This is a genomic window from Azospirillum argentinense (assembly GCF_000632475.1).
Classification (GTDB): domain Bacteria; phylum Pseudomonadota; class Alphaproteobacteria; order Azospirillales; family Azospirillaceae; genus Azospirillum; species Azospirillum baldaniorum.
In genome coordinates this window covers 2,259,150-2,279,352 of record NZ_CP007793.1, presented here as the reverse complement: position 1 = coordinate 2,279,352, position 20,203 = coordinate 2,259,150, and the positions used below count along the sequence as shown (strand labels likewise).

Annotated in this window: 19 protein-coding genes; 3 read left to right on the top strand and 16 right to left on the bottom strand. The window is 69.8% G+C overall.

Annotated elements, in window-relative coordinates; translation table 11 throughout:
• Positions 1-7: 7 nt before the first annotated feature.
• From ABAZ39_RS10740 to ABAZ39_RS10720, 5 genes are all read right to left on the bottom strand, one after another.
• Positions 8-1,897: a TRAP transporter large permease gene (locus ABAZ39_RS10740; protein ID WP_038529269.1), complete on the bottom strand. Its 1,890-nt coding sequence runs from the start codon at positions 1,895-1,897 to the stop codon at positions 8-10.
• 113 nt (positions 1,898-2,010) lie between these two features.
• Positions 2,011-3,066 (bottom strand): TRAP transporter substrate-binding protein, encoded by a 1,056-nt coding sequence (locus tag ABAZ39_RS10735; protein ID WP_051657947.1) that lies wholly within the window; start codon positions 3,064-3,066, stop codon positions 2,011-2,013.
• Between the two features lie 121 nt (positions 3,067-3,187).
• A complete protein-coding gene (locus ABAZ39_RS10730) occupies positions 3,188-4,213 on the bottom strand; it encodes a transketolase family protein (RefSeq protein ID WP_038529267.1) in 1,026 nt (341 codons plus the stop codon).
• Complete coding sequence (locus ABAZ39_RS10725; protein ID WP_038529265.1) at positions 4,210-5,055, bottom strand: transketolase; 846 nt, start codon at positions 5,053-5,055, stop codon at positions 4,210-4,212. Before ABAZ39_RS10725 ends, ABAZ39_RS10730 begins: the two co-directional genes overlap by 4 nt.
• Positions 5,056-5,080: 25 nt before the next feature.
• Positions 5,081-5,830: an SDR family NAD(P)-dependent oxidoreductase gene (locus ABAZ39_RS10720; RefSeq protein ID WP_038529263.1), complete on the bottom strand. Its 750-nt coding sequence runs from the start codon at positions 5,828-5,830 to the stop codon at positions 5,081-5,083.
• A 240-nt stretch (positions 5,831-6,070) separates the two neighbouring features.
• Between ABAZ39_RS10720 and ABAZ39_RS10715 the strand changes: the two genes are divergently transcribed.
• From ABAZ39_RS10715 to ABAZ39_RS10705, 3 genes are all read left to right on the top strand, one after another.
• Complete coding sequence (locus ABAZ39_RS10715; RefSeq protein ID WP_038529260.1) at positions 6,071-7,009, top strand: LysR substrate-binding domain-containing protein; 939 nt, start codon at positions 6,071-6,073, stop codon at positions 7,007-7,009.
• A 214-nt stretch (positions 7,010-7,223) separates the two neighbouring features.
• Entirely contained in the window at positions 7,224-7,886 is a 663-nt protein-coding gene (locus tag ABAZ39_RS10710; RefSeq protein ID WP_247881572.1) for a TetR/AcrR family transcriptional regulator, read from the top strand.
• A 191-nt stretch (positions 7,887-8,077) separates the two neighbouring features.
• Positions 8,078-9,910, top strand: coding sequence for a tetratricopeptide repeat protein (locus ABAZ39_RS10705; protein ID WP_051657946.1), 1,833 nt, complete (start codon positions 8,078-8,080; stop codon positions 9,908-9,910).
• Positions 9,911-9,967: 57 nt separating this feature from the next.
• On the opposite strand, the gene ABAZ39_RS10700 is transcribed toward ABAZ39_RS10705, so the two are convergent.
• The 11 genes from ABAZ39_RS10700 to ABAZ39_RS10650 form a co-directional block, all read right to left on the bottom strand.
• Positions 9,968-10,264, bottom strand: coding sequence for a hypothetical protein (locus ABAZ39_RS10700; protein WP_038529258.1), 297 nt, complete (start codon positions 10,262-10,264; stop codon positions 9,968-9,970).
• Between the two features lie 4 nt (positions 10,265-10,268).
• Positions 10,269-10,847: an RNA polymerase sigma factor gene (locus ABAZ39_RS10695; RefSeq protein ID WP_038531243.1), complete on the bottom strand. Its 579-nt coding sequence runs from the start codon at positions 10,845-10,847 to the stop codon at positions 10,269-10,271.
• Between the two features lie 52 nt (positions 10,848-10,899).
• Complete coding sequence (locus ABAZ39_RS10690) at positions 10,900-11,382, bottom strand: flagellar export chaperone FliS (protein WP_038529255.1); 483 nt, start codon at positions 11,380-11,382, stop codon at positions 10,900-10,902.
• Positions 11,383-11,435: 53 nt separating this feature from the next.
• Positions 11,436-13,133 (bottom strand): flagellar filament capping protein FliD, encoded by a 1,698-nt coding sequence (gene fliD / locus ABAZ39_RS10685; protein ID WP_038529254.1) that lies wholly within the window; start codon positions 13,131-13,133, stop codon positions 11,436-11,438.
• A 159-nt stretch (positions 13,134-13,292) separates the two neighbouring features.
• Positions 13,293-14,117 carry a flagellin gene (locus tag ABAZ39_RS10680; protein ID WP_038529252.1) on the bottom strand — a complete coding sequence of 275 codons (825 nt, stop codon included), beginning with the start codon at positions 14,115-14,117 and terminating at the stop codon, positions 13,293-13,295.
• A 106-nt stretch (positions 14,118-14,223) separates the two neighbouring features.
• Positions 14,224-15,129, bottom strand: coding sequence for a flagellin (locus ABAZ39_RS10675; RefSeq protein WP_038529250.1), 906 nt, complete (start codon positions 15,127-15,129; stop codon positions 14,224-14,226).
• Positions 15,130-15,224: 95 nt separating this feature from the next.
• Positions 15,225-16,946 carry a flagellar hook-associated protein FlgK gene (flgK, locus tag ABAZ39_RS10670; protein ID WP_038529248.1) on the bottom strand — a complete coding sequence of 574 codons (1,722 nt, stop codon included), beginning with the start codon at positions 16,944-16,946 and terminating at the stop codon, positions 15,225-15,227.
• A gap of 22 nt (positions 16,947-16,968) precedes the next feature.
• Positions 16,969-17,445, bottom strand: coding sequence for a hypothetical protein (locus tag ABAZ39_RS10665; RefSeq protein WP_038529246.1), 477 nt, complete (start codon positions 17,443-17,445; stop codon positions 16,969-16,971).
• Positions 17,446-17,602: 157 nt separating this feature from the next.
• Positions 17,603-17,860 carry a hypothetical protein gene (locus tag ABAZ39_RS10660; RefSeq protein WP_038529244.1) on the bottom strand — a complete coding sequence of 86 codons (258 nt, stop codon included), beginning with the start codon at positions 17,858-17,860 and terminating at the stop codon, positions 17,603-17,605.
• Between the two features lie 17 nt (positions 17,861-17,877).
• Complete coding sequence (flgE, locus tag ABAZ39_RS10655; RefSeq protein ID WP_038529242.1) at positions 17,878-19,188, bottom strand: flagellar hook protein FlgE; 1,311 nt, start codon at positions 19,186-19,188, stop codon at positions 17,878-17,880.
• Positions 19,189-19,246: 58 nt separating this feature from the next.
• Positions 19,247-19,906, bottom strand: a complete 660-nt coding sequence (locus ABAZ39_RS10650) for a flagellar hook assembly protein FlgD (protein ID WP_038529240.1) — start codon at positions 19,904-19,906, stop codon at positions 19,247-19,249.
• Positions 19,907-20,203 lie beyond the last annotated feature (297 nt).

Sequence of the window (20,203 nt, the reverse complement as noted above, 5' to 3'; positions counted from 1 at the left end):
AGACGGATCACAGGAAACCGATGGAGATCCAGGGCACCGCCGCGACGACGATCAGGCCGATGGTCAGCGCCACCAGATACCCGATGATCGGCTTCATGCCTTCGTCGGGGTTGATCCGGCTGATGGCGCAGGCCGCGTAGTAGCCGACGCCGAAGGGCGGGGCGAACAGGCCGATGCCCATGGCCAGGATCACGATCATCGCGTAGTGCACCTCATGCACGCCGAGCTGGCGGGCGATGGGGAACAGCAGCGGTCCGAACAGCACGATGGCGGGGATGCCCTCCAGCACGCTGCCCAGGATGATGAAGGCGATGATCGACACCACGATGAAGACCGGCACGCCGCCCGGCAGGGCCCGCATCGCCTCGGCCAGCGAGCTGGAGAAGCCGGATTGGGTCAGCGCCCAGGCCATGCCGGTGGCGGCGCCGATGATCAGCAGGATCGCCCCGGACAGCGACGCCGTCTCGACCAGCATCGGGTAGATGCGACGCCAGTCGAACTGGCGGTAGATCAGCAGGCCGGCGACCACCGCGTAGACGATGCCGATGGTCGACACTTCGGTCGCGGTCGCCACGCCCTCGATCACCGCGGCGCGGATGATGAAGGGCAGCGCGATGGCCGGCAGCGCGATCAAGAAGGTTCTGCCGATCTCCGCCTTGCTGGCGCGGCGGACGTGCGACAGGTCCTCGTGGCGGTAGCGCCACCACACCAGCGCCGCCAGCGCCGCGCCCAGGACGACGGCCGGCAGCAGGCCGCCGGTGAACAGGGCGGCGATGGACACGCCAGTGACCGAGCCGATGGTGATGAGGACCAGCGACGGCGGGATGGTCTCGGTCTGGGCGCCGGTGGCCGACAGCAGGGCGACGAGGTCGCCGGGCTTGGCGCCGCGCGCCTTCATCTCGGGGAACAGCACCGGGGCGACCGCCGCCATGTCCGCCGCCTTCGACCCGGAAATGCCCGAGACGAGGTACATGGCGCCGATCAGCACGTAGGACAGGCCGCCGCGGACATGGCCGAGCAGGCTGGCCAGGAAGCCGACCATGGCGCGGGCCATGCCGGTCATCTCGATCAGCTGGCCGAGGAAGACGAACAGCGGCACCGACAGCAGGATCAGGTGGCTCATCCCCTCGTCCATGCGGCCCACCATGACGATGGCCGGGGTCGAGGTGGCGAGCGCCAGATAGCCGAAGGTCGCCAGACCGAAGGCGAAGGCGATGGGCAGGCCGAGGAACACCATCGCACCGACGCCCACCACGAAGAAGAGCAGCAGGTTGTAGTTGCCGAGCCCGGCGAACAGCGGCGCCGCCAGCGCCATGACGCCGACCACCGCCGTGACCGCCACCACCGCCCGCAGCACGTCGGACGGACGGCCCAGCCGCGCCAGCCGGAGCAGCGCCACCGCGATCATCAGGACGAAGCCCACCGGCAGCGCGCTCGCCCGCCAGGAGTTGGGAATGTCCAGCGCCGGGGTGGTGACCCACACCTCCTCCACCGCGAACTCGTAGGCCGGCTCGGCCATCAGCAGCAGGAAGGCCAGCGCCGCGGTGATCGCCACCACGTCGAGGAACGCCTGGGTGCGGGGCTGGAGCATGCCGACGATCGCGGTCATCCGCATGTGCTCGCCCCGGCGCAGCGCCACGACGGAGCCGAACATGGCGAGCCAGAGGAACAGGATGGAGGCCAGCTCGTCCGACCAGATGATCGGGCTGTGCAGGAGGTAGCGCCAGATGACGCCGACCAGCAGGACGCCGACCTCGGCGAGCACCAGCAGCGCCGCCGGCGTCTCGACCAGCAGCCCGATGCCGCGGTCCAGCCGGTCGAGCCAGCCGGTGCCGGCGCCCGATGGCCGCCCGGCGCCGTGAACGGCGGCGTCCGCCGTGTTGACGGGAGTGTTCATGGTAACCAGCCCTTCGCATGAACGATCGGTGGTGGGGACGATCGGTTGTGGGGAGGCGGCCGGCCCTGCAGGTCCTTCGGGAACCGGAGGGCCGGCCGCGTCGGCGGACCGCGTCAGCCCAGCTTGCCGGTCACCTTCTCAAGCAGGTCCCAGGCGGTGGACCCGTACTTCTCCTTCCACTCCGCGTAGAAGTTCGTCCCGGCGAGGACCTTGCGGAACGGCTCGCGGTCGATGGTGTGGAAGGTCAGCCCCTTGGCGGACAGGTCCTTCTGCAGCGATTCGGTGAGTGCGGCGATGTCGGCCCGCTGGTCGTCCGCCGAACGGTCCAGTTCGCGGCTGACGATGGCCTGGATGTCGGCGGGCAGGCGGGCGAAGGCGCGCTTGTTGCCGAGCACCCAATAGCCGTCCCAGACATGGCCGGTCAGGCTGCAGGACTTCTGCACCTCGTACAGGCGGGCGGTGGCGATGATCGCCAGTGGGTTCTCCTGCCCCTCCACCACGGTGGTCTGCAGGGCCGAGTAGAGTTCGTTGAAGTTGATCGGCGCCGGGGCGGCGTCGATCGCCTTGAACAGCGAGGTCAGGGCCGGCGCCGGCGGCACCCGCATCTTGAAGCCCTTGATGTCCTCCGGCGTCTTGATGACGCGGGTGGAGGAGGTGACGTGGCGGAAGCCGTTGTCCCAGATCTTGCTGAGCGTCATGATCGGGGTCTTGGCGATCTCCGCCCGGACATGCTTGCCCAGCTCGCCGTCCATCGCCTGCCAGACCGCGTCGTAGTCCTTGAAGGCGAAGCCCATGCTGGTGATGCCGGACAGCGGGACGAAGGTGGCGAGGATCAGCGAGGAGAGGTTGAAGATCTCCACGCCGCCGTTGCGCACCTGCCCCAGCAGGTCGGTGTCGCTGCCGAGCTGGTTGGCCGGGAACAGCTTGATGTCCAGCCGGCCGGACGTCGCCTCGCGGATGCGGTCGATGGCCTCCTGCGCGCGGATGTTGACCGGGTGGGTCGGGTCCTGGCCGGTGGCGTACTTGAACTGGAACTCGGCGGCGTTGGCCGGGCGCTTGAGGATGGTCACCAGCGGCACGGCGGCGGCGGCGGCCAGAACGGCGCGGCGGCTCGGGCGAAGAAGGCCCAGGGTCGAGTGAGCGGGGGTTTGGGGCGGCTTCTTGTCCATTGTTTCCTCTCCTGTGGTCTTTTGTCGTTCAGCGTATCGGGAACGGGCGCGGCGCGGTTCTTAAGGTGTCCTCGCTTCTGCGACAGCCGGGGTGGGGTGAGCGACGGGGGTTGGGGGCGGCTTACAGCCACCCCTTGATGCTGGTTACCATGGCGTCGGTGGAAATGCCGTAGAGGTCGTGCAGAGTCGGCAGGGCGCCGGCCTTCAGGAACTCGTCGGGCAGGCCGATCTGGCGGAAGGCGCTGGGAACGACCCCGGCGCGCAGCAGCGTGCCGGCCACCGCCTCGCCCAGACCGCCGATGACCGTGTGGTTCTCGGCGACGACGACCATGCGACCGCTGCGCCCGGCCTCGGCCAGGATGGTCTCGGTGTCGAGCGGCTTGATGGTCGGGACGTGCAGCACGGCGACGTCCACCTTGTCGGCCTCCAGGGCCTTCGCGACCTCCAGCGCCCGCATCGTCATGATGCCGGAGGAGATGACCAGCACGTCGGCGCCGTCGCGCAGAAGCTTCGCCTTGCCGAGTTCGAATTTATAGTCGTACTCGTCGAGCACCAGCGGGACGTTGCCGCGCAGCAGGCGCATGTAGACCGGCCCCTGGTGGGCGGCCATGGCGGGCACCGCCTGCTCGATCTCAAGGGCGTCGCAGGGGTCGATCACCACCATGTTCGGCATGGCGCGCATCAGGGCCAGATCCTCCGCCGCCTGATGGCTGGGGCCGTAGCCCGAGGTCAGGCCCGGCAGGGCGCAGGCGATCTTGACGTTGCGGTTCTCCTCCGCGATCGTCTGGTGCACGAAGTCGTAGGCCCGGCGCGAGGCGAAGACCGCGTAGGTGGTGACGAAGGGCATGAAGCCCTCGTGCGCCAGACCGGACGCGGCGCCCATCAGCAGCTGCTCGGCCATGCCCATCTGATAGAAGCGGTCCGGGTTGGCCTGGGCGAAGATGTGCAGGTCGGTGTATTTCGCCAGATCGGCGGTGAGGCCGACGATCTCCGGACGGGCCTTGGCCAGTTCGACCAGCGCGTGGCCGAAGGGGGCGGGCTTGGTGCGCTGCCCTTCGCCCGCGATCGAGGCGATCATGGCGGAGGTCTTCAGGCGCGGCTTGGCGGCGGCAGCAGTGTTGGCGGCAGAGGCGGTGGCGGTGCTCATGCGGTCCTCCCGGCGTCCAGCGCGTCGAGAGCGAGCTTCCACTCGTGCGCGTCCACGCGGATGAAGTGATTCTTTTCGCGGGCTTCGAGGAAGGGCACGCCCTTGCCCATCTTGGTGTCGCAGACGATCATGCGGGGCTTGGGCTCCGGATGGTCGCGGGCGGCGTCGAAGGCGGCGACCACGGCGTCCATGTCGTTGCCGTCCACCCGCTGGACGAACCAGCCGAAGGCCTCCAGCTTGTCGACCAGCGGCTCGAAGGCCATCACCTGGGTGGAGGGGCCGTCGGCCTGCTGGTTATTGACGTCGACGATGCCGATCAGGTTGTCGAGCTTGTAATGGGCCGCCGACATGATGGCCTCCCAGACCGAGCCCTCGTCCAGCTCGCCGTCGGAGAAGAGCGTGTAGACGCGGTTGTCCGACGCCTTGCGCTTCAGGCCCAGCGCGATGCCGACCGCAATGCTGAGGCCGAGGCCGAGCGAGCCGCCCGACATCTCCATGCCCGGCGTGTAGGCGGCCATGCCCGACATCGGCAGGCGGCTGTCGTCGCTGCCGTAGGTCTCCAGCTCGTCGGCCGGGACGATGCCGGCCTCGATCAGGGCGGCGTAGAGCGCGATGGCGTAGTGGCCGTTGGATAGCAGGAAGCGGTCGCGGCCTTCCCAGTGCGGGTCCTCCGGCCGATAGCGCATGGCGTGGAAGTAGGACACGGCCAGCACGTCGGCGATGTCCAGGGCCTGCCCGATGTAGCCCTGGCCCTGCACCTCGCCCATCAGAACGGCGTTGCGGCGGATGCGGTAGGCGCGTTCGGTCAGGGGAACGTTGTGGCCCAGTTGGGTGGTGTCCACGGAAGTCGTCTCCAGCGTTTCGGGATCAGTGGATGAGCATGCCGCCGTTGACGTCGAGCGTGGCGCCCGTGACGTAGGACGACAGCTCCGACGCCAGGAAGAGGCAGGAGCGTGCCACGTCCTCGGCGTCGCCCAGGCGGTTCAGCGGGATGCCCTTGAGGATTTCGGCCCGCAGCTCCGGCGTCAGCTTGCCGCCGGTGATGTCGGTCTGGATCAGGCCGGGGGTGACGGAATTGACGCGGACGTTGTCCGGACCCAGCTCCCGCGCCATCGCCTTGGCGAGGCCGAGAACGCCGGCCTTGGCGGCGCTGTAGTGCGGGCCGCCGAAAATGCCGCCGCCGCGCTGCGCCGACACCGAGGAGATGCAGACGATGGAGCCGGACTTCTGGGCGCGCATGTGCGGGACGACCGCCTGGCTCATGTAGAGCGTGCCGCGCAGGCTGACGTCGGTCACCGCCTCGTAGTTCTTCGGCTCGATGTCCATGAACTTCAGCGGCTGGGTGATGCCGGCGTTGTTGACCAGCACGTCGATGCGGCCGAACTCCTCGACCACGCGGGCGGCGGCGTTGACGCAAGTGGCCTTGTCGGTCACGTCGCAGGCGATGCCGCGGTGCGCCTCGCCCAGCTCGGCGGCGGCTTCGGCGGCTTGGCCGCCGTCGAGATCCAGGATGATCGCCCGCCCGCCGTGCAGCGCGAACAGCCGCGCCGTGGCCCGGCCGATGCCGCGCTGGGACGCCGCTCCGGTGATCACGCACACCTTGTTGGACAGCAACATGCTCGCTCCCTTTGTTCGAAGCTGGCTCCGCCATGGCGGCCGTGGATGTGACGGCCGTGGGCGTGGCGGCCCTGGGGATGCCGCGGCGGAGCGTCGTTTTCGCTCGGTTTTGATGATTTTTCGGTACGGAGGGCGGATGGTTCGGGCCTCCGATCGTTGCAACAATCCTATGGTCTTGAGATGAATTCGACAAACGAATAAGATTGCCGAATGCTGAAATGAATTCATGAATATGGTGCAATGCGAAAACGGGTTTCCATCAAGGCTTTGCAAGCCTTTGAGGCGGCGGCGCGGCTCGGTTCCTTCGCAACGGCGGCGGAGGATCTCGGCCTGACGCCCTCGGCGATCAGCCATCAGGTGAAGATTCTGGAGGAGCAGCTCGGCCTGCGGCTGTTCCACCGCGTGCACCGGTCGGTCGCGCTGACCGACGACGGGCGGGCCTACGCCGCGGAGATCATCGCCGCCTTCGCCCGCATCGACACGGCGACCCGCAACGTCACGACGACGGGCAGCGGCACGACGATCCTGACCGTGCGCTCGATGCCCAGCTTCGCCGCGCAATGGCTGATGCCGCGGCTGGGGCGGGTGAAGGAGATCCATCCCGCCATCGACATCCGCCTGCGCGCGTCGGTCTCGCCCATCGACCTGACGACGGGGGCGGTGGATGTGGACATCCGCTACAACCCCGGCCCGCCACCGGCCGGCTGCGTGCTGGAGCTGTTTCCCGACGACGTCATCGCGCCGATGTGCTCCCCGGCGCTGGCGAACGGGCTGAACCCGATCCGCAAGCCTTCGGACATCAGCCGGCACATCCTGATCCATTCGGAAATCAACATCGTCGGCTGGCGCGACTGGGCGAACCGGCACCGCGGCGTCGAGCTGGACATGGAGCGTGGCCTGCGCTTCGACCGCTCCTTCATGGCGATCAACGCTGCGGCGAACGGCATGGGTGTGTGCCTGGACAGCCTGCTGCTGGCCCGGCAGGAATTGCTGTCGGGCCGGCTCATCGTCCCCTTTCCGACCCGCGGCCTGCGGGCGCAGGGGCATGGCTTCGTCACGCTGAAATCGACCGCCAACCTTCCGAAGATCCGGCTGTTCCGCGAGTGGCTGTTCAGCGAACTGGAGGCGGGCCGGCAGTGGGAGGAGGAGTTCCTGTCGTCACTGAACAAGAGCGCGTAGGGCCGCCCCGGGGCGCCGGCAACCCGCGGCGTCCCGCCGTCCACGCCCGTCATGGGAAAGGCGACCGTCCGCTCCCGCCCCGTTGTCCTGTGCGGGGCGAGCGACGGCCCCTGCGGTGCTGCGGCGCTTTGGTCTTGCTCGCTTTAGGTGTGGGCGGTGCGGCGCTCGTCTGCTATATCCGGTCCGTCCGAGGCCGGGCGGTGCAGGCAGAGGAATGATGAAGGAATCGTCGCCCATCACGGCACGCGTCGGCCACCCTCCCCAGGAGGACGTCGAAACCCCCAACAGGATCATCGACACGGCGGCTCGGCTTTTCGCGGCCCAGGGCTTCGCGGCGACCTCGGTCGAGCAGGTCGCCTCCACCTGCGGTGTGGGGAAGGAGACGATCCATCGTCGCTTTCCGTCGAAGGCCGCTCTCTTCGCGGCGGTGGTCGAGCGCATGCGCGCACGCACCCTGGACGGGCTTGAAGCCGAGATCGGCGCCGCGGACGGTGACGCGCTGTCGCGGTTGAAGCGCGTCGCCCGCTGGTTTCTCGCCGTCAGCCTCGAACCGGACATGATCGCGCTGAACCGGATCGCCTTGAGCGAAGCGATCCTCCCCGGCGAGGACCGGAGGGACCCGTGGGAGAGCGATCCGATCACCGACCGGCTGGTCGCCCTGGTCGCCGCCGCGCAGTGGGACGGCATGCTGGGCGGCGACGACCCCCGCGTGATCGCCGCGCACCTGCTGCACTCCATCGTGCTCGGACCGTCGAATGACGCCATGCTGGGCCGCATGACCTACGCGTCCTCCGAGGCCCAGGACCGCTTCTTCGATCAGGCCTGGAGCCTGTTCCTGCACGGGGCGGGACGATCGCTGCCGGCCGCCGCCCGCTGAATTCGCTCCCGGAGCGCAAGTCCTTCCGGCTCTTCAAGGGCTGAGGGTGCCCTCACACCGCACCGCCGTCTCCGTGAACGATCGATTGTTTTCGTCATCGGCTGCAAAAATTGCTCCCGCCCCGCGCAGGAGTGCGGCGGAGCGGCCCGTATCAAGGGCGGGAACATTTTTGGGCAATCGGGGGCATCGGCATGGCGGCAGGCCGGCGCGGCGGGCACCGCTCGCCTTGGGAGGCGGTCCTTTACGACCCGGCACGGGCGGAGGGCGCCTTCCTGCTCGGGCTGGCGGCGGCGCGGCTGGGGCGGATGGAGGCGGCCATCCGCTGGTTCCGGCGCGCCGCCCGGCTGCAACCTGGCTGGGCGGACGTGTGGGCGGCGTTGGCCGACGCGTGCCGCCGCGCCGGACGCTGGAAGGAGGCCGCAGCGGCCTTCGCCATGGTGCTTGCCCTGTCCCCCGCCGATGGCGCGGCTCTGGTCAACCTCGCCGTGCTGGAGCGGGCCGCCGGTCACCCGCGGGTGGCGGTGCGCCGGCTCCGCCGCGCCCTGGCGCTCGATCCCCGGCAGGCCGGGACCTGGAACAATCTGGGCAACGCGCTGCGGGACCTGGGCGCGACCGTCCAGGCCGCGGCGGCGTGGCGGACGGCGCTGGTGCTCGACCCGGGTCAAGCGGACGCGCTCGGCAATCTGGGCGGCGCGCGGCGCGACCAGGACCGTTTCGCCGAGGCGCGGGTTCTGCTGCGCCGGGCTCTGGCGCTGGCGCCGCAGCACGCGGCGCTTCACGGCGTCCTGGCCTACGCGCTGAGCGGCGAAGGCCGGCTGGAGGAGGCGGAGCGGGCCTGCCGCCGCGCGCTGGCGCTGGCGCCGGCCCTGGCCGATCCGCTGTGCACGCTCGGCTTGACGGTGCAGCGGCGCGGCGGCGCCGATGCCCTGCGCTGGTTCGACCGGGCCGCGGCGGCGTCGCCGGGCCACCCGCTCGCCCGCTTCAACCGCGGTCTGGCGGATCTGGAGAGCGGCGCGCTTGCCGAAGGCTGGGCCAACTATTCCTGCCGCTTCGCCGCCGGTCGCGCCGGACGGGAGCGGCGCTTCTCCATCCCCGAATGGCGCGGTGAGCCGCTGGCCGGCAAACGGCTGTTCATCTGGCGGGAGCAGGGGGTGGGGGACGAGTTCCTGTTCGCCTCCTGCTACGCCGACGCCATCCGGCAGGCCGGCGGGGTGGTCATCGAGTGCGAGCCGCGCCTGCTGCCGCTGTTCGCCCGCTCCTTCCCCAAGGCCATCGTCCGGGCCGAGCAGCCGCTGCGCGGGCGGGCGCTGGTGGAGACGGTGGACTGCGACCTGCACATTCCCGCCGGCTCGCTGCCGCGTTACCTGCGCGGTGGGCTGGCGGACTTCCCGCCGCGATCCTCCTGGCTGTTTCCCGACCCGGTGCGGGTGCTGGAACGGCGGCAACAACTGGACGGCATCGGCGGGGACCTGCGCGTCGGCATCGCGTGGCGCAGCCAGCTGATGACCGTCGAGCGGCAATGGGCCTATCTGCCGCTCGGAGACTGGGGGCCGGTGCTGGGCGTGCCGGGGGTGACCTTCGTGAACCTCCAGTACGACGACTGCGAGGCCGAGATCCAGCGGGCGGAGGCGCGCTTCGGCGTTCCCATCTACGAGTTGGAGCGGCTCGACCTGAAGAATGATTTCGAAGGAACGGCGGCGCTCACCGCCAACCTGGATCTGGTGATCGCGCCGGCCAATTCGGTGGCGGAGCTGGCCGGTGCGCTGGGCGTGCCGGTCTGGCGCTTCGGCGCGCGGGACTGGACCCATCTCGGCGGCGGCGTGCGCCCCTGGTACCCGTCCATGCGGGTCTTCCATCCCCGCACGGGCGAGCCGCTGTCCGCGGCGCTGGGGCGCATCGCGGCGGAGCTTCGCCGCGCCGCCGCCCTGGCGCGCCGGGCGGGTGCGGAGGCGCCGGGGCCGCGTCTTCCCGCCCGTCCGGCGCGGCGCGTCCACCCCCAGGCCCCCTCGCTGCGGCGGCATTGAGCCGCAGCGGCCGGAGGTTGCCGTCGCCGCGCCTCCTCGCTTTTTGAGAAGAAGGGATCAGACCGGGCGGATCGTGCCGCGCAACGGAGCGGCGTCGGGCGCCAGGGCGTCGGAGGACGCCGTCCTGGTGCCAAAAGCCCGTTCAAAGATGCGGTCGGCCAGATCGGCGGGGGGCGTGGCGTCGCCGTCGGCTTCCGCCAGGGCGAGTTCGACCGCCACCAGCTCGTCCAGCATGGCCTGGGCCGCGACGGATTGGGCGAGGAGGCGGCGCGCCTCCCGCAGCGTCGCGCGGGGCCAGCGCTCCAGATCGCCGCCGTGGCGGTCCAGCAGCTCGCGAAACTCGTCTTCGGTCATCGCGTCATCCGTCTTCGAACGAATCCCTGGCGGCCTGCGCGCTGGCGCGCAACAGCGTGCGAAGCTGCTGGCGGGCGCGTTTCAGCAGCGATTCCACAGCAGTTACGCTGATTTGCATAATGGTCGCAACCTCGGCGCCGCTCAAGCCCTCGTTATAATAAAGGGCGAGGGCGGCGCGCTGCTGCTGCGGCAGCCGGTCCTGGGCGTCGCGCAGCCGGGCTGCCACCTGCCGGCGCTGGATGTGGGTGACCGCGTCGGGGGCGTGGTCCGGCGGCTCGGGCACCGAGTCCAGATCCTCCCCCGCCGGGCGGCGCTTGTGGTCGATGCAGCGGTTCAGCACCACCCGGTAGAGCCATGTGGTGAATTTGGCCCCCTCGTCGGTCCAGTGGTCGCGCCGCTGCCAGACCTGGAGGAAGGCGTCCTGGGCGATGTCCTCCGCCTCGGCGTCGCTGCCGGACATGCGGCGGGCAAGCGCGTAGGCGCGCTTCAGGTGGCGGTGGACGAGCGTGCGGTAGGCCGCCTGATCCCCGGCACGGATGCGCGCCATCAGGACCTCGTCGGTCTCCGCCGCCAAGCCGCTCACGCTCCTGCCGGACATGGAGTTGTGAAGGGTGCCGGACGGACGTGTGCCGTCCTCAGCCGAACAGGCCGCCGCGCGCATGATCCATGGATCTCCCGATCACGGATGCGTGCGACCCTTTGGCCGAAGCACCGGTTGAGCTGGGGACCACGCCGCGTTCTGCGGCGATGGTCTGCCACGCCTTCGTCATGAAGGACAGCTGGCGGATGATGGCCTCGGTCGCGGCCACGGGATCCCGGCGCGCAGCGGCCAGACCGGCCTGCCGGACCAGGGACCGGTAGAAGCGCCGCAGCGTTGCCGCGACATCCCCACCTTTATCCAATTTCAGAATGGAATCAAGCCCCAAGAGGATGGTGATGGCGCGGTCCATGGCCTGGAAATGGGCATCGAACCGGCCGTCCCGCGCGGCGTCGCGCGCCTGGTGCAGATGCGCCGCCGCCGTCTCGTAGAGGCGGACGACGGCAACCAGGGGCGGCATCGCCGCGCTGTTGGCGGAAGCGTAGGCGGACAGGGCCTTGGTCAGGGTCGGGTTGCGCATGGCGCGGCTTCTCCGGATGGGGATGCGGGGACGTTGGCGGGCGCGCGGCGCAGTCAGTCGTCGCTGCTTTCCTTGTATTTCAACTGTTGGAGCAGGAGGTTCGCGGCCTCCGCCTTGGCCTCCAGCCGTGCGTAGTAGGCGGTCAGGCGGGTGCGGTAGTCCTCGGCCTTGGTCTTGATGTCGTCGGACCGCCGGGTCATGTCGGTGTTGTCGGCGTCGAGCTGCGAGACGATGCGTGCGATGTCGCCGCTGTCCTTCGCCGCGATGCCGTTCAGCGTGGTGTAGAGCCGGTCCGCCAGCCCTTGCGAGAAGCCGACGTCCACCGATCCGGTCTGGCCGGTGTAGACCAGGACCAGCCCGGCGAAGGCGGTTCCGTCGTTGCCGATGATGCGGTTGCCGCTGACCCGGAACAGCGAGGAGTCGCCGTCCACCGACGCGCCGGACAGGGTTCCGTCCTCGGCCACCGTGATGTCCAGCGTGAAGTCCGTTCGGCCGAGGCTGCGGTCGTAGCGCAGCAGCTTCAGGTCGGTGGAGGAGCTGGTCATCTCCAGCCCCAGCAGCGTGCGCACCGCGTCGATGTCGCCGGTCAGCGCGGCGTTCAGGGCCGTCTCGTCCACTTTCAGCGTGTTGTCGCTGGCGAAGGTGATGCCCAGGCTGGCCAGCGACAGGGTGTTGCCATCGTCCGTCGTCACCTTCGCGTTCAGGGCGTCGTAGACCGACTTGGTGACCTGCCGCAGCAGGCTGTCCGCGAACAGGGTGGCGTCGCTGTCGGCGGTGCCGCTGCTGCCGACGGTCTGATGGCTCTGGGCGAAGGCGCGGAAGGCGTTGTAGGCGTCCACGAAGCCGGTGATCGCACTCTTGATCGACGCCAGATCGGTGCCGATCTCCACCCCGATCGTCTGGCCGGGCAGGGCGGCGTAAAGGTCGAAGGTCAGCCCGTCGACGGCGTCGGCGATGGTGTTGCTGCTGCGCTCCACCCGCACCCCGTCCACGGTGACGACGGCGTTCCGTGCTGCCACCAGCTCGTTGGCGTAGCCGCCGTCGGCGTCGGTCAGGCCGAGGCCGGTCAGGACGCCGCTGCCGCCGTCATCAAGGGTGATCGCCTTGCCGGTGTCGTTGGCGGTGAGGATCAGCTGGTACTGGCTGTCCGTCACCTTCACGATGCTGGCGGTCACGCCGCTGGTGGATTTCCGCGCGTTGATGGCGTCGCGGATGTCGGTCAGGGAATCCCCGGCCTCCACGTCGATGGACACGGCGGTGCCGCCCGCGACGCCCAGCGTGAGGGTGCCGGACTGGCCGAGCGCGGCGCCCTGGCTGTCGGTGGTCGCGGCACCGATCTTGTGGCGGGTGGCGAGCTGCTCCACGACGATGGAATAGGTGCCGGTCTCCGCCCCGTCCGCCGCGGTCACCGACAGCACGTCGCCCGCCGCGGTGGAGCCGCCGCCCGACAGATAGGCGGTGCGTTCCTCGAACAGGTTGCTGCCGGCGCCGGTCGAGACGCTGCGGTTGCGCAGCCCGTCCAGCGACGTGTTCACCGCCAGCAGCAGCGACTGCATGTCCTCATAGGCGGCGATCCTGGCCTCGTTGGCGGTGATCGTCGTGTCGATGCGGTCGGCGCGGGACAGGCGCTTCTGCACCGACGCCTCGATCAACGCCGAATAGTCGATGCCCGTGCCCGACCCGCTGGCGATCAGCGACGAACTGCCGGTCGATGCGGCGGTCGAGGATGAGGTTGAGGACACCGTCGTCATGCGGGTCTCCGGGGACGGGAAGCCCTCTCCCCTTTGGGGAAGAGGGTGGCTCGAAGGGCCGGTGAGGGGGGTGTGCGTGGCGGTGCGTTCGGCGACAGCCCAACCCCCTCACCCTAACCCTCTCCCCGGAGGGGAGAGGGAAGGAGTGGGTAGACAGCCTTACCGCAGCAGCTGCAGCAGGTTCTGCGGCATCTCGTTGGCCTGGGACAGCACGGCGATGGCCGCCTGGGTCAGCACCTTGGTCGAGGCCAGCTCCGCCTGCTCCGCGGCGACGTCCACGTCCATGATCGCCGACTGCGCCGCCTCGGTGTTCTCGATGGAGGTGTCGAGCACCTGGCCGCGGAACTCGAAGCGGGAGATCAGGGCGCCCACGTCGGCCCGCGCGCTCGACAGCGTTTCCACTGCCGTGTCCAGCGCGGTCAGCGCGGCGCTCGCCGTGGCGGAGGTGCCGACGTCCAGCGTGCCGATGGACAGGCCGGTGGTGTTCACGTTGGCGATGGTGACGGTGATCTTGTCGGTGCTTTCCGTGCCGACGCGGAAATCCACGCCGTTGGCCCAGGCGCCGTTGCCGTCCAGCAGCGGGTCGTCGTTGAAGCGGGTGCCCGACGCGATGCCGTCGATCTCCTCGATGAGCTGCTGGAACTCGGCGTCCAGATAGCCGCGCTCGGTGTCGGTGACGGCGCCGGACAGCGACTGGGTGGCCAGCGAGCGCATGCGCTGCACGATGTCGGAGACGCGGGACATGCCGCCGTCCGCCGCCTGGAGGATCGAGGAGCCGTGCGAGGCGTTGGTCGCCGCCTGCTTCAGCACCGTGATGTCGGAGGTCAGCGAGGTGCCGACGGCCAAGCCCGCCGCGTCGTCCGACGCCTTGGTGATGCGCGAGCCGCTGGCGATCTTGGAGACGGAACTCGACTGGTTCTCAGAGTTGATGTTCAGGTAGCGCAGCGCGGAGTTCGCCGCCGTGTTGGTGGAGATGACGGGCATGATGTGCCTCCTGGTCGGAGCCTGATCGGATGGTGGGGCCGCCTGTGCATCAGCCCTCAGTGCGTCTCACGGCCGGCGCCGCGAAAGCTGGCGCGGAATCTTTGGCTCAGAGGAAATCGTTCAGGTTGGTCTGCTGGAGGATCTTCATCAGGCTCATGGTCGACTCCAGGTTGGCCTGAAGCTGCGACAGCCGCGTCGTCGCCTCGGCGAGGTCGATGTTGCGGATGTCCTCGACGTGGGTTTGGAGGACGAGCTGCTGTTCCAGGTGGCGGTCGATGGTCCGCTCCAGCGTGGCGGAGGCGGAGCCGAGCTTCGTCTGCACCACGGTCAGCCCGTCCGCCGCCGCGTCGGCGAGGTCGGACGCCTCGTCCACCAGGGCGGTGTCCACCGGGTTGGTCGGCATGTTGGCGATCAGGCTGATGGAGCGCAGCGCCTTCTCGATGGACGGGTCATCGGCGGTGACGCCGTACTGGACGATGAGGTCGTCGGCGGCCTGGAAGTAGGAAACGCTGCCGTCGCCCTTGTAATAGGTCGTGTCGGCGGCGGAGGGGCTGGTCGCCGTCGGCAGTCCGTCCAGCGACACCGGTGCGCGGTCGGTGCGCCCCCCGGCGAACAGGTAGCGGCCTTCCTGCTGGGTGTTCAGCAGCCCGGCGAACTCCGTCATCAGGGCCTGCGCCTCGCTTTTGATGCCGTCCGCGGCGCCGCTGCCCGCCCCCTGGAGGCTGGCGACGAGGCTGCGCACCCGGTTGGCGAGGTCGATCATCCCGCCCACGGCGTCGTGCATGGTCTGGATGCGCCCGTTGACCACCTCCCCCTCGTCGACGTAGCGCTCGGAGCGGCGGTAGTGGCTCTCCAGGTTGACGAGGCGCCCGCTGTCGCCGGCGATGCCCTTGTAATCGACCGACGCCTCGCCGGTCGCCGCCTGCACCTGGGCGGTGGCCACCCGTGACTCCGCCGCCAGCATGTAGCGGACGAGCTGGTTCTGGTGGTTGAAGGTCGCGATCCGTTCCATGCCGGCCCCTTTTCATATGCCTCATGCGCCGGCGGGCTCCGGCCGCATGCGCGGCCGGGACCGCAGTCGCGGTCCAAAGCGGATTGCAATCCGCTTTAGCGAACCAAATTCAACGCCGTGTCGAACATCTCCTGCACCGCCTTCATGACCGCGGCGGCGGCCTGATAGGCGGATTGCAGGTTGCTGATCGCGGCGGTTTCCTCGTTGACGTTCACGCCGCTCTGCGAGGCCATCGCCGACTCCAGCCCGCTGGCGTAGGAGTCCTGGTCTTCGTAGGCGGTGGCGGCGCGGGAGGCGGCGGTCGCCGCCCCCTGGATGATGGCGCCCGCATACTGGGAGAAGGTGCCCGTCCTCCCGGACAGGCCACCCGCCGTGTCGAAGGACTGCGCGCCCGAGAAGGCCGTCTTCAGCGCCTGCGCCACCGAGCCCTCCCCCGCGGACAGCGCCGATCCACCGGCGGCCAGCGTGGCGGAGGTGGAGAGCGCGCCGGTCGCCAGACGCCCGCTGTCCTGAGCGATCGCGTCGCTCACCTTGAGGTCGGCGGCGCCGGTGCCGGTCAGCAGGTCGTTCAGCCCGAAGCGGGCGGAGAAGCCCTTGCCGTCCGCCCCCGCGGTGCCGTCGCCGCCCAGCGCCACGCCGTTCGCGGCGTTGTCGGCCTGGATGACCAGCCGCCCCTGCGCGTCGAGATGGGCCGAGAGCGAGTCCATCGCGTCGATGGCGTCCACCGCGTCCTGCACGGTGGCGTAGGCGGAGAGGTCGAGGTCCAGAACCTCCACCGCCGTGCCGTCCGCCGCCGTGACGGCGACGCGCAGCGTACCGCCGCCGTTCAGCGCGTCGCTGCCCGACACGCCGGCGGTTCCGGTCAGCGCGTTGGGCGGGGGAAAGGCGGTGCCCTGGTTGTGGAGGACGTTCAGCGTGTCCTTCAGCGTCAGGGCCAGCTCGTCCAGCCGGGCCTGCTGCGCCGGCAGGTCCCTGTCGCGGACCTGGATCAGCCCGCCCAGCGTGCCCGAGGAGACGGAGGCGGTGACGTCCTTCCCGTCGATGGTGATCGGGTTGAAGCTCGTCCCGGCGCCGACCGTGGTGGCGGGCGTGTAGGACAGCCGGTGCACCGCGGAGTCCAGCAGCGACGTGCCGGAAGATGTGGAGACCCGGACCATGCCGTTGGCGTCGGTCTGGTAGCGGATGTCGATGTCCCCGGCGAGGCTCTTCAGCGCGGTGTTGCGCTGGTCCTCCAGGTCGCCGGTGTCCTGGCCGAGCGCCTTGCCGGTCTGGATGCGGTCGTTCAGATCCTTCAGCGTGTCGAGCGTGCCGTTGATGCGGGTCACCGTGTCGGCGACGGCGCGGTCGGCCTCGCCGCGCAGCTCCTGCACCGCCTTGGCGGTGGAGCGCAGCGTCTCCGCCACCGCGGTCAGGTCGTCCATCACCGCCGCCTTGGCGCTGCCGCTCTCCGGGGAGGTCGCCAGCGTGGCCAGCGTCTCGCCCAGCGTGTCGATGACCGAGCCCAGCGAGGACGTGGAGGTGGTGGCGCCCAGCCGTTCCTGGAAGCGGTCCAGATAGTCGCTGACCGTCCGGCTGAGGCCCAGCCCGGATTGTGCCGCGACCAGCGACGTCATCAGGTAGCGGTCGACCGTGCTGCCGATGCCGGCGACCTCCACCCCGGTGAAGCCGACGGCGGTGTCGCTCGCGGTCGACTTGGCGGTCTTGCGGGTGTAGCCCTCCGTGCCGGCGTTGGCGACGTTGGCCGAGGCGACCGCCATGCCCACCTCGTTGGTGCGCAGCGCGGAGGTGGCGATGCTGCCGGCGACGCGCAGGGACATGACGGATCTCCTGTGCAGCGGGTCAGGCGGTGACGGCGAAGTGCTTCGCCCCCGCCGCGCGACCGAGCGCCGCGTAGGAGCGCGCTGGGCCGGACACGGAGGCGGCGGCGCGCAGCGCAGCGCCGATGGCCGCCTGCCGGGCCTGTCGGGCTCTGGCCTGCGCCTCCAGCGCGCGCACCGACCGGCCGAGCGGGGCCAGCGCGCCGTCCAGCGCCTTGCGCACGGCCAGCCGGGTTTCCAGCGGCACGCGCTTGCTCTGCGCCGCGGCCAGCGCGTCGTGCAGCGTTCCGGCCTGGCTGTGCAGGAGCATCTGCATGGCACCCGCTGCCCGCAGGGCGTCCACCGCGCGCCCCTCCCGCGCGGCGCTGGCGGCGCGCTCCGCGTGCCCTTCCAACTCCGCGACGAAGCGGGCGATGACCGCCACTGGGTCCGGGCGGGAGGCGGGCCTGGGAGATGTGGGCGGGTTGTGCGGGGTGGGGAGCATGGCGGTCTCCTTCATGTGTTCCCTCTCCCCTCTGGGGAGAGGGTTAGGGGGAGGGGGTTGCGCGTGTGCCGGACAAAGCGCCATGCGCAACTCCCTCACCGGCCCTCCGGGCCACCCTCTCCCCACGAGGAGAGAGGGCTATGAAGGGCGAATGCGGGCATCCTTCGAGGCGTCAGCCGCGCAGGGCGCCGGTGCGGCGGTAGGCGGTGGCGGCGCGCTGGGCGCTGCCGGTCTGGCGAATCGCCGCCTGCACCGCGGCCCGTGCCGCGGCGATGCGCGCCCGCAGGCCCAGCAGGTCGTCGATCAGCGCGAGGCGCTCCGCCGGTACTGGGACCGGCTGGGACCGGTGATGGTCCACCCGCTGGGCGAGGCGGCGCAACTCGGTGTCCAGAGCGGCTTCGCCGTCGAGAAGCGGTTGCGCGGGCTGCATGGCCGTCACCGCCGCCGTCAGCGCTTCATGGCGATCAGCGTGTCCATCATGTCCTGTGAGGTCGTGATGACCTTGGAGGCGGCGGAATAGGCTTGTTGGGCGACGATCATGCGGCTGAACTCGTCGGTCAGCTCGACCGTGGAGCTTTCCAGCGCGCCCGCCGTCACCGTCCCGGCCTTGGCGTCGCCCGCCGTGCGGAGCTGGTACTGACCGGCCGCCGCCGTCTGGGTGAAGGTGGTGCCGGTGACGCTTTCTAGCCCGTCGGCGTTGGCGAAGGTGGCGATGGGGATCTGGTAGATCGCCCGCGTCTCGCCGTTGTCGAAGACGGCGCGGACGATGCCGTCCTTGCCGATGGTCGTCCCGGTCAGGGAGCCGGGCTTGTAGCCGTTCTGCGTCGTGGTCTCGACGCTGACCGAGGGCGTGCTGTCGCCCGATGCGTGCTGGGTCAGGCCGTTGTTGCTGTTGGCGGTGCCGAGGTTCAGCGCGACCGCGCTGCCGCCGGCCCCGGTGGTCCATCCATCGACGGTGAAGGACAGGGCGGACAGGTCGGCGGGGGTCGTCGTCCCGTCCGCGGCCACCGTGGCGGCGGAGGACAGCGTGCCGTCGGTGTTGAAGGAGAGCTGGATGGGGAAGCCGGCGATGGTCCCGGTGGTCCGGGTGGCGTCGGAGGACATGACGGGGTCGGAGGCGTCCAGCTCCCACGTGTTCTCGCCGGTCTTGGTCCAGCTCAGGGTGATGGAGTGGCTGACGCCCAGGCTGTCGAACATCTCCATGTCGGTGGTGAAGCTGTCGCCGGTGTTCGCGTCCGAGGGCAGGTTGGCGTCGATCCCCATGGTCGAGGTCGCCTTGGGCGTGCCCTTGATGTTGGCGACGTTGACCGGGACGAGGCTGTCCACCGATCCCTTGTTGCCGGCGGTGACGGCGCCGTTGGCGTTCAGCGCCCAGCCGTAGAGATAGTAGCCCTCGCTGTTCGACAGGTAGCCTTGGGCGTCGGTGGAGAAGGAGCCGTTGCGGGTGAAGGCGACGGTGCCGTCCGCCGTCTCCTCCGACACCACGAAGAAGCCCTCGCCGTTGATCGCCATGTTGGTGGAGACCGACGACGACTGGATCTCGCCCTGCGCGCTGATGTTGCGGTAGGTGGTGGCCAGCACGCCGCCGGTCTGCTCGTCGATGGTCGAGGTCTTGTTGATGTAGGAGTTGAAGTTCGTCCCGGTGCTCTTGAAACCGGTCGTGCTGGAATTGGCGATGTTGCTGGAGATGGAGGCGAGCGCCTTGCTCTGCGCCATCAGGCCGGACGTGGCGCTGTACATCGCGCTGGTGATGCTCATCGTCGCACCTGTCGCAAGAAAGGGGATGGGACTGCGGAGGAGGCCGGGAGGGGGCGGCTCAGCTCAGCGACAGCACGTCGTCGGCGGGCACGCTGACGCCGCCGATGCCCAGCGCCGCGCTGGTGCCGGAGGTGTCCACGGAGGTGACCGTGCCCTTGATCCGCGTCTCGGTGGCGATGGCGGCCTTGCTGGAGTCCAGCGCGGTGACGGTCAGGCTGTAGGTGCCCGACGTGTGGACCGCGCCGTCGCGTCCCGTGCCGTCCCAGGTGAAGGAATGGCTGCCCTGGCCGGTGGCGCCGCTGTCCTGGTAGACGATGGCCCCGTCCTCGTCGCGCACCGTCAGGGTGACCGACGCGGCCTCGCTGTTCAGCGAATATTCCCAGTTGGCCGCGCCGTTCTGCAGGGCGGTCGTGTCGCCCTCCGCCGTCACCGTCCGCCCGAGATAGCCCAGCGCCGAACTGCCGGTTCCCAGCGCCTGCACCGCCGAGGTCAGCTCGTCCAGCTTGTCGCTCATGGACATCTGCTGCTCCAGCGAGGAGAGCTGCACGAGCTGGCTGGTGTATTGGGCGGTGTCCACCGGGTTGGTCGGGTCCTGCACCTCAAGCTGCTTCAGCAGCAGCGTCAGGAAGGACTGGTAGCTGCCGGCCAGCGAGGCCGAGGAGCTTTTGGCGGACGAGGTGGTCGTGACGGTCGAGGAGCTGAGCGAGTCAACCTGCATGGCGGCCTCCGGGATGCAGCCTCCCCGTCGCGGGAATCGGGGATTCCGCGTCCGTTTCGGCGTGATGATCCAGCGTGTGGTCCGGGAGGAGGCGCCGCAGGGCGGAGCGTTGTCCCGTTCTGTGGCTATCCACGGAGGGGAACGGAAAAGCTGGCGGACTTTTTTCAGCGTGGGCGGAAAAGCGGCGGGAGAGGCCGCGTGGGGCGCGCCGTCGAGGATGGGTCCGCCGAGCTGGACGGGGTGCACGGCGCTGTGCCGCCGCTGTGCCGTTGCACCATCGGCCCCGATCGTGCGACG

Excerpts from the sequence above, each read along its gene's own strand:
- ABAZ39_RS10740 (WP_038529269.1), bottom strand. The coding sequence starts at position 1,897 with ATGAACACTCCCGTCAACACGGCGGACGCCGCCGTTCACGGCGCCGGG.
- ABAZ39_RS10735 (WP_051657947.1), bottom strand. The coding sequence starts at position 3,066 with ATGGACAAGAAGCCGCCCCAAACCCCCGCTCACTCGACCCTGGGCCTT.
- ABAZ39_RS10730 (WP_038529267.1), bottom strand. The coding sequence starts at position 4,213 with ATGAGCACCGCCACCGCCTCTGCCGCCAACACTGCTGCCGCCGCCAAG.
- ABAZ39_RS10720 (WP_038529263.1), bottom strand. The coding sequence starts at position 5,830 with ATGTTGCTGTCCAACAAGGTGTGCGTGATCACCGGAGCGGCGTCCCAG.
- ABAZ39_RS10715 (WP_038529260.1), top strand. The coding sequence starts at position 6,071 with ATGCGAAAACGGGTTTCCATCAAGGCTTTGCAAGCCTTTGAGGCGGCG.
- ABAZ39_RS10710 (WP_247881572.1), top strand. The coding sequence starts at position 7,224 with ATGATGAAGGAATCGTCGCCCATCACGGCACGCGTCGGCCACCCTCCC.
- ABAZ39_RS10705 (WP_051657946.1), top strand. The coding sequence starts at position 8,078 with ATGGCGGCAGGCCGGCGCGGCGGGCACCGCTCGCCTTGGGAGGCGGTC.
- ABAZ39_RS10700 (WP_038529258.1), bottom strand. The coding sequence starts at position 10,264 with ATGACCGAAGACGAGTTTCGCGAGCTGCTGGACCGCCACGGCGGCGAT.
- ABAZ39_RS10690 (WP_038529255.1), bottom strand. The coding sequence starts at position 11,382 with ATGCGCAACCCGACCCTGACCAAGGCCCTGTCCGCCTACGCTTCCGCC.
- fliD (WP_038529254.1), bottom strand. The coding sequence starts at position 13,133 with ATGACGACGGTGTCCTCAACCTCATCCTCGACCGCCGCATCGACCGGC.
- ABAZ39_RS10680 (WP_038529252.1), bottom strand. The coding sequence starts at position 14,117 with ATGCCCGTCATCTCCACCAACACGGCGGCGAACTCCGCGCTGCGCTAC.
- ABAZ39_RS10675 (WP_038529250.1), bottom strand. The coding sequence starts at position 15,129 with ATGGAACGGATCGCGACCTTCAACCACCAGAACCAGCTCGTCCGCTAC.
- flgK (WP_038529248.1), bottom strand. The coding sequence starts at position 16,946 with ATGTCCCTGCGCGTCGCCGGCAGCATCGCCACCTCCGCGCTGCGCACC.
- ABAZ39_RS10665 (WP_038529246.1), bottom strand. The coding sequence starts at position 17,445 with ATGAAGGAGACCGCCATGCTCCCCACCCCGCACAACCCGCCCACATCT.
- ABAZ39_RS10660 (WP_038529244.1), bottom strand. The coding sequence starts at position 17,860 with ATGCAGCCCGCGCAACCGCTTCTCGACGGCGAAGCCGCTCTGGACACC.
- flgE (WP_038529242.1), bottom strand. The coding sequence starts at position 19,188 with ATGAGCATCACCAGCGCGATGTACAGCGCCACGTCCGGCCTGATGGCG.
- ABAZ39_RS10650 (WP_038529240.1), bottom strand. The coding sequence starts at position 19,906 with ATGCAGGTTGACTCGCTCAGCTCCTCGACCGTCACGACCACCTCGTCC.